We start from the raw sequence: 14224 nt of genomic DNA on the forward strand, positions 1-14224 counted from the left end.
GGCATTATCTAACATTTATTGTGGTTTGTCTTCACGATGTAGGAGTAGGCATGGAGTTCAGCGTAAAAAGTGGTAGCCCAGAGAAGCAACGCAGTGCTTGTATTGTTGTTGGGGTGTTCGAGCCACGTCGTCTTTCACCAGTTGCAGAGCAACTAGATAAAATCAGTGACGGATACCTAAGCTCCCTACTGCGCAGAGGCGATTTAGAGGGTAAACCAGGGCAGATGTTGTTGTTACATCAAGTACCTGGTGTGCTTTCTGAGCGCGTTTTGCTAGTAGGTTGTGGCAAAGAGCGAGAGCTTGGTGAACGTCAATACAAAGAAATCATCCAAAAGACCATTAGCACGTTAAACGAAACGGGCTCAATGGAAGCGGTCTGTTTCCTAACAGAACTGCATGTAAAAGGTCGCGATACTTATTGGAAAGTGCGTCAAGCTGTAGAAGCAACGAACGACGGTCTGTACACTTTCGACCAATTTAAGAGCAATAAGCCAGAAACACGTCGCCCATTACGCAAGTTAGTGTTCAACGTACCAACGCGTCGTGAACTGAACATTGGCGAACAAGCGATCAATCATGGTTTAGCGGTTGCATCAGGTGTTTCAGCGTCAAAAGACCTAGGCAACATGCCACCGAATGTGGCAAATCCAGCATACCTTGCTTCTCAAGCGCGCCGTTTGGCTGATGACTATGAGAAAGTCACCACTAAAATCATCGGTGAGCAAGAGATGGAAAAACTGGGTATGACTTCATACCTTGCTGTAGGCCGTGGTTCACACAACGAATCCATGATGTCTGTGATTGAATATAAAGGCAATCCAGACGCAAGCGCTAAACCTATTGTGCTTGTTGGTAAAGGCTTAACCTTTGATTCAGGCGGTATTTCACTAAAACCAGGCGATGGCATGGATGAAATGAAATACGACATGTGTGGCGCGGCAAGTGTGTTCGGCACTATGAAAGCCTTGGCACAATTGAATCTGCCAATCAATGTGGTGGGGATTCTGGCTGGCTGTGAAAACATGCCAGGCAGCAATGCTTATCGCCCAGGTGACATTCTAACGACGATGTCAGGACAAACAGTAGAAGTATTAAATACCGATGCTGAAGGTCGCCTAGTTTTGTGTGATGCTCTAACTTACGTTGAGCGTTTTGAACCCGATTGTGTAGTCGATGTGGCAACGCTAACTGGCGCGTGTGTGATTGCACTTGGTCACCATATCAGTGGCGTTCTATCAAATCACAACCCGCTTTCTCATGAGCTAGTAAACGCTTCTGAGCAATCGGGAGATCGCGCTTGGCGTCTACCAATGGCCGATGAGTACCAAGAACAAATCGCCAGCCCATTTGCTGATATGGCAAATATTGGCGGTCGCCCTGCAGGTACTATCACCGCAGGTTGTTTCCTGTCTCGCTTTACCAAAAAGTATAACTGGGCTCACCTAGATATCGCCGGTACAGCATGGAAATCAGGTCAAGCTAAAGGCTCAACAGGCCGCCCTGTTTCACTATTGGTTCAGTTCTTACTTAACCGTAGCGGACAAGAAGCGGTAGAGTCTTAATCGCCTACGGCAATTAACCTAACCTATATTACGCCTCCTTCGGGAGGCGCTTTTATTGAGAAAGAACATGTCTATCGCCACTTTTTATCTCATCGAACCTAACAGCGCTGTAGATTCTAAGCTAGGTTTTCAACAGTACGTTTGCTACCTAATTAGACATTTTACTCGGCAAGGTGCGCGCATTTATCTCAATACCCAAGATAAGCCGCAAGCACAGCAGTGGGATGATGTTTTGTTTCAACTCGATAATGCTGATTTTATCGCACATAATCTTAGTGGCGAAGGGCCAGCTAATGGCACTCAAGTTGAAATAGGAACTGGCACAACTGAACTACATAGAACACGCAATATCGTCATTAATCTGGCGGAAGATGACACAAACTTTGCGGGAATAGTCTCTCAAGTGGTAGACTTCGTCCCTTGTGATGAAAAAGCGAAGCATGTTGCCCGAGAAAGATATAAAATCTATCGTCACGCAGGGTATCAAATGCAAACCGTATCCATTGCAGAACTGAACAAACAAAGCTGAACAAATAACCCAAACTTCATAGCTAAAGCATTTATTAATTTATCGTTAATAAACCCTTAATTTATGCAGTTTGCCATCAACCAATTATCCATGTAAGAGTATTATGGAAAAGACATATAACCCACAATCTATCGAACAAGATCTGTATCAGACTTGGGAAGAAAAAGGCTACTTTAAGCCACACGGTGACACCACGAAAGAATCATATTCCATCATGATCCCGCCGCCGAATGTCACAGGTAGCTTACACATGGGACATGCATTCCAAGATACCATCATGGATACGCTGATCCGTGCTGAACGTATGAAGGGCAAAAACACCCTTTGGCAAGTGGGTACCGACCACGCCGGTATCGCAACCCAAATGGTTGTTGAGCGCAAGATTGCCGCAGAAGAAAACAAAACTAAGCACGATTACGGCCGTGAAGCTTTCATTGATAAAATCTGGGAGTGGAAAGGCGAATCAGGCGGTACTATCACTAAACAGCTTCGTCGTCTTGGCGCATCTGTGGATTGGGATCGTGAGCGCTTTACTATGGATGACGGCCTATCAGCTGCCACTCAAGAAGTGTTTGTACGTTTGTACGAAGAAGACCTTATTTACCGTGGCAAACGCCTAGTAAACTGGGATCCAAAACTGCACACTGCGATTTCTGATCTAGAAGTAGAAAACAAAGATAAAAAAGGCCACATGTGGCACTTCCGCTACCCTCTTGCTGACGGCGTAAAAACCGCTGACGGTAAAGATTACATCGTAGTGGCAACCACTCGTCCAGAAACCATGCTTGGTGATACTGGCGTAGCGGTAAACCCAGAAGATCCTCGTTACAAAGATCTTATCGGTAAAAACATCCTATTGCCTCTCGTTAACCGCTTGATCCCTATCGTAGGTGATGAACACGCGGATATGGAAAAAGGCACAGGTTGTGTGAAAATCACGCCAGCGCATGACTTTAACGATTACGAAGTTGGTAAACGTCATAGCCTACCAATGATCAACATCCTAACCTTCAACGCTGACATTCGTAATGCAGCAGAAGTATTCACGACTAACGGTGAAGAAAGCGATGTATACGCCACTGACCTACCTGAGAAATATCACGGTATGGAACGTTTTGCGGCGCGTAAAGAAATCGTTGCTGATTTTGATGCGCTAGGTCTGCTTGATGAAATCAAAGATCACGACCTAACCGTACCTTACGGTGACCGTGGTGGCGTAGTAATCGAACCTATGCTGACTGACCAATGGTATGTGCGCACAGCACCTCTAGCGGAGCCTGCTGTAAAAGCGGTTGAAGACGGCGAAATTCAATTTGTACCTAAGCAGTACGAAAACATGTACTTTGCTTGGATGCGCGACGTTCAAGATTGGTGTATCTCTCGTCAACTTTGGTGGGGCCATCGCATCCCAGCATGGTATGACAACGACGGCAAAGTGTATGTTGGCCGCAGTGAAGAAGAAGTACGTGAGAAACATAACCTTGCTCCAGTAGTTGTTCTTAACCAAGACAACGACGTATTGGATACTTGGTTCTCTTCTGCTTTATGGACGTTTGGTACACAAGGCTGGCCAGAAGACACAGAAGCACTGAAAACATTCCACCCATCAGAAGTTCTAGTATCTGGTTTTGATATTATCTTCTTCTGGGTTGCTCGTATGATCATGATGACCATGCACTTCGTGAAAGACGAAGACGGCAAACCACAAGTACCATTTAAAACGGTTTACATGACGGGTCTAATCCGTGATGAAAACGGCGATAAAATGTCTAAGTCGAAAGGTAACGTACTTGATCCTATCGATATGATCGATGGTATTGATCTTGAGTCACTAGTGACTAAACGTACTGGCAACATGATGCAGCCGCAACTGGCGAAGAAAATCGAGAAGAACACTCGTAAAACCTTCGAAGATGGTATCGAACCATACGGTACGGACGCATTGCGCTTTACTCTAGCGGCAATGGCATCAACTGGTCGTGACATCAACTGGGACATGAAACGCCTAGAAGGTTACCGCAACTTCTGTAACAAACTATGGAACGCCAGCCGTTACGTACTAATGAACACAGAAGATCAAGATTGCGGTTTTGCCGCTGATGCCGAGCTAGAATACTCACTCGCTGACAAATGGATTGAATCTCAGTTTGAATTAGCCGCTAAAGAGTTTAACGCTCACCTAGACACTTACCGTCTAGATATGGCAGCCAATACTCTGTATGAATTCATCTGGAACCAATTCTGTGACTGGTACTTAGAACTGACTAAACCGGTTCTTTGGAAAGGCAGTGAAGCGCAACAGCGCGCGACTCGTCGTACTCTGATCACTGTTCTTGAGAAGACGCTACGTCTTGCTCACCCTGTGCTTCCATACATCACAGAAACCATCTGGCAGAGCGTGAAACCTCTAGTAGAAGGCGTTGATGGCGAAACCATCATGACTCAGCCTCTACCTCAGTACGACGCAGCAAACTTTAACCAACAAGCTCTTGATGATATCGAGTGGGTTAAAGTGTTCATCACTAGCATTCGTAACCTACGTGCAGAATATGACATCGCCCCTAGCAAGCCATTAGATGTCATGATCAAATCGGCAGACGATAACGATGCCGCTCGTCTAGAAGCGAACAAAGCCGTGCTAATGTCTCTAGCAAAACTTGAGAACATTACCTTGCTAGAAGACGGCGCTGAGACTCCAGCTTGTGCAACCTCACTTGTTGGCAAGTCTGAGCTAATGATTCCAATGGCAGGTCTGATTGACAAAGACGCTGAGCTAAACCGTTTAGCTGGCGAAATCAAGAAAACTGAAGGCGAGATCAAGCGTATCGAAGGCAAGCTAAACAACCAAGGTTTTGTAGCGAAAGCACCAGAAGCCGTGGTTGCCAAAGAGCGTGAAAAGCTAGATGGATACAAAGAAACATTAGCTAAACTTGCAGAGCAAAAAGCAACAATTGCCGCTCTATAATTAGCTGTAAATACTTAGAAGGGTTGACGAAAGTCAGCCCTTTTTTTGTATTTGTTAACCCGATCACACCTTACAAAGACCAACCTAACCTATTGAAAATAAAACAAAAATAAGCACACACCTCACTCTAAGCACCACTATAGATAATACCTATCAAAGCAATAGTGAAAAAGACATTGACCAAATGAGAATAATTATCAATACTGTTTGCATCAAAACAAATTACTTACAACAAACTTTGGTATCGGTCATGAAAAAAACAATGAGCTTTGCAACCCTACACTTCTTTATCGCGTTCAGTGTGGCATACATTATTACAGGTGATGTGATTATCGGTAGCTTGATAGCGATGATTGAACCTAGCGTAAACACTGTGGCATTTTACTTCCACGAAAAAGTATGGAATTCGGTTCCATACCTAAAAGCAAAACAAGCATTTTCTCGCATCAAAACTGCCAGCTTTGCAGTGGTACACTTTAGCGTTGCGTTTACGGTTGTGTACCTAATTTCTGGTGATGCACTTGCCGGTGGTTTGCTAGCACTGATTGAACCATCAATTAACACCTGTGCTTACTACTTCCATGAGCGTGTATGGACAAAGTACTTTGCCAAGCAACCTAGCGCTACTCTAAGCCATGCATAACTAAACCATGCTTAAGCACTGAATTAAGCCAGACACAAAAAAATAAAGCTCGCAATTGCGAGCTTTATTTTATGAAGCAGTATTCAAACAAAGAACAGGACGATTATTCTTCCTCGTCGTCTTCGTCATCAAACGGTAGAGCGTCTTCACCTTCGTAGTAAGTGCCCCAGCCATCGTAAATAATGTCGTATTTTTCAGCAAGATTGATCAACTTTTCAGCCTGCATATCAATCAGCTCAGGATCTAAAGTACAAGTCATAGTTGCATCGCAGCACAATAGCTTGTTGCCTTCTTCATCTTCTGACTCTTCAGCTTCTAGAACCTCAAAACCCATTTTGAAAGCTTCCACAACCGCTTTTTCTAAAGTTTCAAAATTCTCAGCAAAAAGGTGATGTTCAATTTCATACAAAGCATCAGGTTCACTACCGTCTTCAAGCAGAGCGGCGATAATGTCACGCGTCTCTTCTTTCTGAAATTCGATAAGTTCTTCGACTGATAGATACTCTTCCACTTGTGACATGGGTGCGCTCCCGAACAGGTAAAAAATAAAGGATTTATATACGGACGAAATATGGCACGGTTCGACACGAAATACCATATCTAGGCTCAATCTAAAGATAGATTTCTTAAATCAGAGCCTTAGATAAAGCCTGCTACTTGCCCGTTATCCTTATGCTGCCTATAAATGGCAAAATAGCCTGCCAATAGATGCATAAGCAATACCTAAGACGTCATCTCGACAAGACGAAGCCGATTCCCTGCTTGAGCTAATCACCCAAAAATGCGCCATGACAATATTTCAGCTAGGGATAATTGATATATTAAGCAGACATTACCGATCAAACCTCGTGTATCAGTCACCGAATCAAAAGAGACTTAACTCAATAAAAGTGAATTGATATTTGATTTTATAGCATTTATATGCAATAAAATCAGAATAGAATCAAATGAGAGAATCCTTATGGCTTATAATCTAAGAAATAGAAATTTCCTAAAACTTTTGGACTTTAGTCAAAAGGAAATTCAGTTCTTGCTCGACCTTGCCGCCGAACTAAAAAAAGCAAAGTATGCTGGCACAGAGCAAAAGCGTTTACTGGGAAAAAACATTGCGCTGATCTTTGAAAAATCATCAACAAGAACACGTTGCGCATTTGAAGTGGCGGCTTTTGACCAAGGCGCACAAGTATCATACTTAGGCCCATCAGGCTCTCAGATTGGTAATAAAGAGTCCATGAAAGACACAGCCAGAGTGCTAGGACGCATGTACGATGGCATCGAGTATCGCGGCTTTGGTCAGTCGATTGTCGAAGAGCTAGGCGAGCATGCTGGCGTACCGGTTTGGAATGGTCTAACTGATGAATTCCACCCGACTCAAATACTGGCTGACTTCCTGACCATGCAAGAGCATGCGCGAGGCAAGCAACTGCATCAAATCAGCTTTGCCTACCTTGGCGATGCTCGTAACAACATGGGTAATTCTCTGCTGGTTGGCGCGGCTAAAATGGGCATGGATATTCGATTGGTCGCCCCTAAAGCATACTGGCCAGAAGAAGAGTTGGTCGCGCAATGTCAGCAAATTGCACAAGCAACGGGTGCTAGCATCACTCTTACCGAAGATGTTGCAGCTGGCGTTAAAGGTTGTGACTTCTTGTACACCGATGTTTGGGTTTCTATGGGAGAGCCAGCAGAAGCATGGGAAGAGCGCATTGCCATCATGAAGCCTTACCAAGTGAATATGGCAACCATCAAAGCTACCGACAATCCACATGTGAAATTCATGCACTGCCTACCGGCTTTTCATGATGACCAAACCACTGTGGGTAAAGAGATTGCCGAAAAATACGGTATGCAAGGTTTAGAAGTGACTGACGAAGTTTTTGAGTCAGACTACTCGATTGTTTTTGATGAAGCAGAAAACCGCATGCACACTATTAAGGCTGTAATGGTCGCAACTTTAGGTCACTAATTCTACTCCTGAGACTTGCGATAACATCAGCAGTGAGTATAATCCCACACGATAAATAGGAGGATTGTATGCTGCACCGTGGCAATCGAAACATGACGACAAAACACAGCCAACGCCGTGTTCAACTCCTATTCATTTAGAATTCTATAGCCTCCCTTTTTTAGGGGGGCTTTTTTGTATGTACGACCAGGGGAAGAAACCATGCAAAACACGCTTTTCAAAAAGCACATCATCTCCATTCCTGAGCTAAACCGTGAAGAGCTTGAACTGATTGTTCAGACGGCAGGAAGATTAAAATCAGACCCTATGCCGACACTGCTACAGAATAAGGTGATTGCGAGTTGCTTTTTTGAGCCATCAACCCGAACACGTCTCTCTTTTGAAACCGCAATTCAACGCATTGGCGGTAGTGTGATTGGTTTTGATAATGCAGGTAATACATCCCTAGCGAAAAAAGGGGAAACATTGGCCGACTCAGTACAGGTTATCTCAACCTATATTGATGCCTTTGTTATGCGCCATCCACAAGAAGGCGCTGCGCGACTTGCGTCTGAGTTTTCTAATGGTGTGCCAGTGATTAATGCGGGTGACGGTTCAAACCAACACCCAACACAAACCTTGCTTGATTTATTCTCTATTTACGAAACTCAAGGTCGTTTAGACAACATCAACATCGCATTTGTGGGTGACCTTAAATACGGTCGTACCGTGCACTCACTAACGCAAGCATTGGCTAAATTTAACAATGTGCGCTTCTATTTCATCGCCCCTGAAGCGCTTGCGATGCCAGATTACATCTGCGAAGAGTTAGATGATGCAGGTATCCAATACAGCTTACATACGGATATGGAAAGCGTGATTCCTGAGCTGGATATTTTGTACATGACTCGCGTACAAAAAGAGCGTTTCGATGATTCAGAATATGCACACATTAAATCAGCATACATCCTAACCGCGTCACTGCTTACCAATGCTCGTGAAAATCTAAAAGTGCTGCACCCATTGCCGCGTGTTGATGAAATCACGGTAGATGTCGATAAAACGCCGCATGCCTACTATTTCTCTCAAGCAGAAAATGGCGTCTACGCTCGTGAAGCCTTATTGGCTCTTGTCCTAAACCAAACCCTGTAATAGAGGAGATTTAACCATGACTAAACCCACTCAATTACAAGTTGAAGCGATCAAAGACGGCACTGTAATCGACCATATTCCTGCGCACGTTGGCACTAAAGTGTTAAAGCTGTTCGCTATGCATAAGTCAAATGAACGTGTCACTATCGGTCTTAACCTGCCTTCATCAGCGTTAGGCGCAAAAGATATTCTAAAAATTGAAAATGTGTTCATTAACGAAGAGCAAGCCAGCAAGTTAGCCCTGTATGCACCTTGCGCGACCGTGAACCGAATTGAAGATTACCGCGTAGTGAAAAAGCTAGAGCTTGAACTACCGAAGGCGGTTAAAGGTGTATTTGCGTGTCCTAACAGCAACTGCATTACTCACGGTGAACCGGTAGAAAGCCACTTTAGCGTCATCGAAAAGAAAGACCGTATTCGCTTAAAATGTAAATACTGTGAAAAAGTGTATTCACGTGAAGTGGTCACTGAGTTATAAATAGACTTTATACAACTAAATTAAGATGGAATTGGAATAACAATGACTAAAGTTCTTCATACTGAAAATGCGCCTGCGGCAATCGGCCCATACGTACAAGGTGTTGATCTAGGCGGCATGGTAATGACTTCTGGACAGATCCCTGTCAACCCAGAAACAGGCGAAGTGCCATCTGACATTGCTGAGCAAGCGAAGCAATCTCTAGCCAACGTAAAAGCGGTTGTAGAATCTTCAGGCTTGAGCGTTACTGATATTGTTAAAATGACGGTATTCGTAAAAGATCTTAACGATTTCGCGACGGTTAACGAAGCGTACGGTAAATTCTTTGATGAGCACAACGTAGCAAACTACCCTGCTCGTTCATGTGTTGAAGTAGCGCGTCTTCCAAAAGATGTTGGCATTGAAATCGAAGCTATCGCAGTTCGTAAATAGTCTCTAATCGCTACAAAAGACAAGCTGTTTAAATAAAGAAGGGAGCCAACTAGGCTCCCTTTTGTTATCCATTCTCACCGGTATAAAACAAGGCAAGTTAGTCAGGCAAAAGAATTACTCTTTACCGCCTTTAATCGCTTCGATAATTTCTGTTGTTGAGCAACCATTTTCAAAGTTAAGCACTTCGACTCGGCCACCAGCGGCAATCACTTCTTCTCCGCCTGCAATTTCTTCCGGCTTGTAATCACCACCTTTAACCAGCAAATCAGGCAATACTTCAGAGATTAATCTTTGTGGAGTATCTTCAGAGAATGGAACCACCCAATCTACCGCGCCTAAGCCCGCTAAAACCGCCATACGGCGATCCGTTGGGTTAACTGGTCTTGCAGGGCCTTTTAAACGTTTAACCGAGTCATCGGTATTTACCGCAACAATTAAACGATCGCCAAGACCTGCCGCATGGTTAAGATAAGACACATGCCCTGCATGTAAAATATCAAAACAACCGTTGGTCATTACTACGCGCTCACCTTTCGCTTGTAGCTTTTTCACAGCCGCAATCAGTGCTTGCTCTCCAATCACACCAAAATCAGTGTCTTGTGAACCGTGCATTGCTTCGGCAAGCTCAATAGTCGATAGCGTTGAAGTACCTAGTTTACCGACAACAACGCCAGCGGCTGCATTGGCAAGAGCACACGCTTCATCTAACGGTTTACCCGCTGCAACGGACGCCGCCAATACCGAAATTACCGTATCACCGGCACCAGTCACGTCATACACTTCTTGCGCTTGAGTTGGCAAATGGAACGGGTCTAATCCACGACGCAGTAGCGTCATGCCATTTTCACTACGTGTGACCAGCAGAGCTTCAAGATCGAACTTTTCAATCAGTTCTAAGCCTTTTTCAGCCAGTTGTTGGTCATCTTTAATCGGACCAACCACACACTCAAACTCAGACATATTTGGCGTTAACAACGTTGCGCCGCGGTAACGTTCAAAGTCAGCGCCTTTAGGATCAACAAAAACCGGCACACCAGCTTTTCTGGCTTTTTCGATCATGGCTTTAGAGTGCTCTAACGCCCCTTTGGCATAATCAGACAAGATAATGGCTTTGCTGTTTTGCAAAGAGTTATCGAGACGTGAAAGCACTTTTTCAGAATCGATATTCTCAAATTTATCTTCAAAATCTAGACGGATAAGTTGCTGACCTCGGCTCATCACACGTAATTTGGTGATGGTTGGATAGTCAGGCAGAGAAATAAAATCACACTGTACGTTCAATGCGCTTAACTTTTCAGTCAGCATACGTGCAGGCTCATCTTCCCCAGTTAAACCGATCAAATGCGAAGCGCCTCCTAGAGCTGCAATATTCATTGCAACGTTGGCTGCGCCCCCTGGACGCTCTTCGTTATTTTCAACCTTAACGACCGGCACTGGTGCTTCAGGGGAGATTCGACCTGTAGGACCGTACCAATAACGGTCTAGCATCACATCACCGACAATAAGGACATCTGCCTCGCTATAATCAGGCAAGATTGGTTTCATAACGACTCCACATAATAATTTTTGCTTTTAATTTTCACTGTCAATTCTAGCATAGCTAAAGATATATCAAAGTAATGCTAAGCGTTTGAGCAATTTAACATTGTTCGTTACTCACTTGCCCATCTATCATCCACTGACACCACATTTCACTGACAAATTTACGTTGCTCAACGAACTTATCTTGCGCCACATTGGCGTCTAAATTGAGTAAGTTTCGTCTATGGATTTCATTTCGCATCGCGGTGTACGCTTCGGCTAATGCTTTAGCTTGCTCAGCTGAAAGTAAATCCACTTCCACAAGGCTGTCGAGGATACGGACATTATCAGACCATTTTGTCAGGCTAGTGTATTGATGCGCATAGTTAAGCACCCAATATTGAGTCAAAAACTCAATGTCAGTGATGCCACCAGGATCTTGCTTGAGCATAAATCGATCTTTCTTTTTCCCGCCTAAGTGATCGCGCATTTTCTCGCGCATTTTAACCACTTCACTGCACAGCGGTTGCTGTTCGCGAGCAAGACACAACACTTTGTTTCTCACCTTAGCAAAGGCATCCACCAGCAGAGCATCTCCGTATATAGGGCGAGCACGTACTAGCGCTTGATGCTCCCAAGTCCATGCTTCTGTCAGTTGATATTCTTCATAAGAATCAATCGGGCTCACCATTAACCCTGAGGCGCCAGAAGGTCTTAAGCGTGTATCAATTTCGTAAAGGATGCCTGAGGCGGTGCGAGTAGAGAATAAATGGGTAATTCTCTGCGCCAGACGCAGATAAAACTGTCGACCATCAATGGATTTCTCACCATCGGTATAGGCTGATATAGGACAATCATGCACAAACACAATATCCAGATCTGAGTTATAACCTAGCTCCCAACCACCGACTTTGCCGTAACCTAATACCGCAAAGCCACGACCTTCTCTGCCTTCTAAATGGTTTGGTTCACCATATTTTGCCGCCATTTGACGCCATGCTTGGTTGATGACTTGCTCAACAATAGCTTCGGCTAAATAAGTTAAGTGGTCACTCACTTGCATTACAGGCAGTACACCTGCGATATCAGCAGCGGCAATACGCAAGATGCAGGTTTGCTTAAACTGACGCAGAGCTTCCATTTGTTGCTCCATATCCTCTTCTGGGATACGTGCCAGATAATCTCGTAATTCAGATTTGTAACTGCTTAGCTCAACCGGTTTATATAACTGCTGCGGATCAAGCAGTTCATCGAGCAAGATAGGGTAACGACCTAATAGCTCAGTGATCATAGGGCTGGCTGTACACAACCTTACCAGTTGCTCTAATGCAGCAGGGTGCTCATCGAGCAGTTCGAGATAAGTAGTACGAGTGACAATTTTTGCCAGTACCGTCAGCACTCGCTCTAAGCCAAACTCACCTTCAGGATGAGATAATACGGTGTACAGCAACTTAGGCATTAAGTGCCTAATCACCTCTCGACCTCGTGGGCCTAACGTTTTCTTAGCCAGCTCCGATTTAAAGTGACACAAGCTATTGGAAAGTTCAGAAAGCTCCTTCTCTTTCACATCTAGAGACAGCTCATGCAAAATTGTCAGCACTTGCTCGGGATCTTTTGCCAAGCTCCACAATTCCATATACACCGCATCTATGCTGTGGCCATGCTCTTCTTCATCACCAATTAACTCTTCAAAGACACTGTGTACATTCGCCATATGCTGACTTAATTGAGCTTGTAGCTCTGGATACTGCTCAAAGCCCATCACCACAGCCAGTTTGTGCTGATTGTCTTCATCATCTGGCAAGGTTTGGGTTTGCTTATCTTCCATTGCTTGCAGCAGGTTTTCTAGGCGACGTAAGAAGCGATAAGCCTCCATCATGCCGTCAACATCAGCCGGCTCTAATAGCTGTTGCTGTTTAATGGCTTGTAAGGTTTCCAGTAAACCTCGGCCACGCAGGCTTGGCTCACGCCCGCCACGAATCAATTGGAAAACTTGCGCGATAAACTCAATCTCACGAATACCACCGGGGCCCAACTTAATATTATTGGTCAGTCCTCGACGGCGCACTTCACTGCGGATCATGGCTTTCATACGGCGCAATGATTGAATAGCACTAAAGTCGATGTAACGGCGAAATACAAATGGGCGCAACATCTGGCGAAGCTCTTGGTATTGAGGGTACATTTCTCGTCCCATCACCCGAGCTTTGACCATCGCATAACGTTCCCAATCACGCCCTTGCTCTTGGTAATAATCTTCCAGTGCGGCAAAGCTCATCACCAGTGGACCACTTTCGCCAAACGGACGTAAACGCATGTCGACTCGATAGCAAAAACCATCCAGCGTATTTTGATCCAATGATTTAATTAAACGCTGACCCAAGCGGGTAAAAAATTGCGCATTGGCAATCGGACGTCTTGCGCCTTCAGTCTCGCCGTTTTCTGGATAGGTAAAGATAAGGTCGATATCGGAAGAGAAATTTAATTCGCCACCGCCCAGTTTACCCATACCAATCACTAGCATTGGCTGATCGGCGCCATCTGAACCTTTCGGTGTGCCCCACAATTTACTGCAGTCCGCATAGTGCCATGCGTAGCTTTCAAAGATCATCGCTTCAGCCAGCATAGAAACGTGCGCAAGGCTTTGCTCTACCGACCAACTCGCCACAATATCTCGCCATGCAATAGTGATGATTTCGTGGTTACGAAAGTCTCTTAGTACCTTCATGACCTTAGTCTCATCTTGGCAAGTCGCTAATAACGCATGCAAGTCTGTTCGATAGTTGCAGCAACGCTGCTCGCTTTGCAACATATCAGGAAGCTTCAATAACAAGGCTTCATCACAAAGCAGTCGATTAAAAATAAACGAGCTGAAATTGACCACTCGATTTAACTCATCGAGATGTTGCTGTGACCATTGATCTGTAATAAAAGGAAACTTGCTAATAAGTTGCTCAGTTCGAGCGACTGTGGCTTGTTCTGAATTAGGATGCATAA

The 14224-nt window shown here is 44.6% G+C and carries 11 protein-coding genes; 8 read left to right on the forward strand and 3 right to left on the reverse strand.

Annotation, left to right across the window (positions count from 1 at the left end):
- The first annotated feature begins 50 nt into the window (after window positions 1-50).
- The 4 genes from pepA (at window position 51) to OCU38_RS11000 (ending at window position 5699) form a co-directional block, all read left to right on the forward strand.
- Window positions 51-1562, forward strand: coding sequence for a leucyl aminopeptidase (gene pepA, locus OCU38_RS10985; protein WP_152819405.1), 1512 nt, complete (start codon window positions 51-53; stop codon window positions 1560-1562).
- A 67-nt stretch (window positions 1563-1629) separates the two neighbouring features.
- The gene (locus OCU38_RS10990) at window positions 1630-2091 is read left to right on the forward strand and encodes a DNA polymerase III subunit chi (RefSeq protein ID WP_261824281.1); all 462 of its coding nucleotides are present in this window, start codon (window positions 1630-1632) and stop codon (window positions 2089-2091) included.
- A gap of 103 nt (window positions 2092-2194) precedes the next feature.
- Window positions 2195-5056 carry a valine--tRNA ligase gene (locus OCU38_RS10995; protein ID WP_261823096.1) on the forward strand — a complete coding sequence of 954 codons (2862 nt, stop codon included), beginning with the start codon at window positions 2195-2197 and terminating at the stop codon, window positions 5054-5056.
- 250 nt (window positions 5057-5306) lie between these two features.
- On the forward strand, window positions 5307-5699 hold the full coding sequence (locus OCU38_RS11000; RefSeq protein WP_261823097.1) for a DUF2061 domain-containing protein: 393 nt from the start codon (window positions 5307-5309) through the stop codon (window positions 5697-5699).
- A 103-nt stretch (window positions 5700-5802) separates the two neighbouring features.
- On the opposite strand, the gene rraB is transcribed toward OCU38_RS11000, so the two are convergent.
- Window positions 5803-6219, reverse strand: a complete 417-nt coding sequence (gene rraB, locus OCU38_RS11005; RefSeq protein ID WP_021712385.1) for a ribonuclease E inhibitor RraB — start codon at window positions 6217-6219, stop codon at window positions 5803-5805.
- A gap of 441 nt (window positions 6220-6660) precedes the next feature.
- On the opposite strand from rraB, the gene argF reads away from it, so the two are divergent.
- The 4 genes from argF (at window position 6661) to OCU38_RS11025 (ending at window position 9706) form a co-directional block, all read left to right on the forward strand.
- Window positions 6661-7665, forward strand: a complete 1005-nt coding sequence (gene argF, locus OCU38_RS11010) for an ornithine carbamoyltransferase (RefSeq protein ID WP_261823098.1) — start codon at window positions 6661-6663, stop codon at window positions 7663-7665.
- 201 nt (window positions 7666-7866) lie between these two features.
- Complete coding sequence (gene pyrB, locus OCU38_RS11015; protein ID WP_039970573.1) at window positions 7867-8796, forward strand: aspartate carbamoyltransferase; 930 nt, start codon at window positions 7867-7869, stop codon at window positions 8794-8796.
- Between the two features lie 16 nt (window positions 8797-8812).
- Window positions 8813-9274, forward strand: coding sequence for an aspartate carbamoyltransferase regulatory subunit (gene pyrI / locus OCU38_RS11020; RefSeq protein ID WP_023404130.1), 462 nt, complete (start codon window positions 8813-8815; stop codon window positions 9272-9274).
- 42 nt (window positions 9275-9316) lie between these two features.
- Entirely contained in the window at window positions 9317-9706 is a 390-nt protein-coding gene (locus OCU38_RS11025) for a RidA family protein (RefSeq protein WP_023404129.1), read from the forward strand.
- Window positions 9707-9820: 114 nt separating this feature from the next.
- Here OCU38_RS11025 and hldE read toward each other — a convergent pair whose 3' ends face one another.
- Window positions 9821-11251, reverse strand: a complete 1431-nt coding sequence (hldE, locus tag OCU38_RS11030; protein ID WP_152822866.1) for a bifunctional D-glycero-beta-D-manno-heptose-7-phosphate kinase/D-glycero-beta-D-manno-heptose 1-phosphate adenylyltransferase HldE — start codon at window positions 11249-11251, stop codon at window positions 9821-9823.
- Window positions 11252-11345: 94 nt separating this feature from the next.
- On the reverse strand, window positions 11346-14222 hold the full coding sequence (gene glnE / locus OCU38_RS11035) for a bifunctional [glutamate--ammonia ligase]-adenylyl-L-tyrosine phosphorylase/[glutamate--ammonia-ligase] adenylyltransferase (protein WP_261823099.1): 2877 nt from the start codon (window positions 14220-14222) through the stop codon (window positions 11346-11348).
- Window positions 14223-14224: the final 2 nt, after the last annotated feature.

This window comes from Vibrio neonatus, assembly GCF_024346975.1.
GTDB classification, from domain to species: Bacteria; Pseudomonadota; Gammaproteobacteria; order Enterobacterales; family Vibrionaceae; genus Vibrio; species Vibrio neonatus.

Bases quoted from the DNA above. Each gene is read 5' to 3' on its own strand.
- pepA (WP_152819405.1), top strand. From the start codon at position 51: ATGGAGTTCAGCGTAAAAAGTGGTAGCCCAGAGAAGCAACGCAGTGCT.
- OCU38_RS10990 (WP_261824281.1), top strand. From the start codon at position 1,630: ATGTCTATCGCCACTTTTTATCTCATCGAACCTAACAGCGCTGTAGAT.
- OCU38_RS10995 (WP_261823096.1), top strand. From the start codon at position 2,195: ATGGAAAAGACATATAACCCACAATCTATCGAACAAGATCTGTATCAG.
- OCU38_RS11000 (WP_261823097.1), top strand. From the start codon at position 5,307: ATGAAAAAAACAATGAGCTTTGCAACCCTACACTTCTTTATCGCGTTC.
- rraB (WP_021712385.1), bottom strand. From the start codon at position 6,219: ATGTCACAAGTGGAAGAGTATCTATCAGTCGAAGAACTTATCGAATTT.
- argF (WP_261823098.1), top strand. From the start codon at position 6,661: ATGGCTTATAATCTAAGAAATAGAAATTTCCTAAAACTTTTGGACTTT.
- pyrB (WP_039970573.1), top strand. From the start codon at position 7,867: ATGCAAAACACGCTTTTCAAAAAGCACATCATCTCCATTCCTGAGCTA.
- pyrI (WP_023404130.1), top strand. From the start codon at position 8,813: ATGACTAAACCCACTCAATTACAAGTTGAAGCGATCAAAGACGGCACT.
- OCU38_RS11025 (WP_023404129.1), top strand. From the start codon at position 9,317: ATGACTAAAGTTCTTCATACTGAAAATGCGCCTGCGGCAATCGGCCCA.
- hldE (WP_152822866.1), bottom strand. From the start codon at position 11,251: ATGAAACCAATCTTGCCTGATTATAGCGAGGCAGATGTCCTTATTGTC.
- glnE (WP_261823099.1), bottom strand. From the start codon at position 14,222: ATGCATCCTAATTCAGAACAAGCCACAGTCGCTCGAACTGAGCAACTT.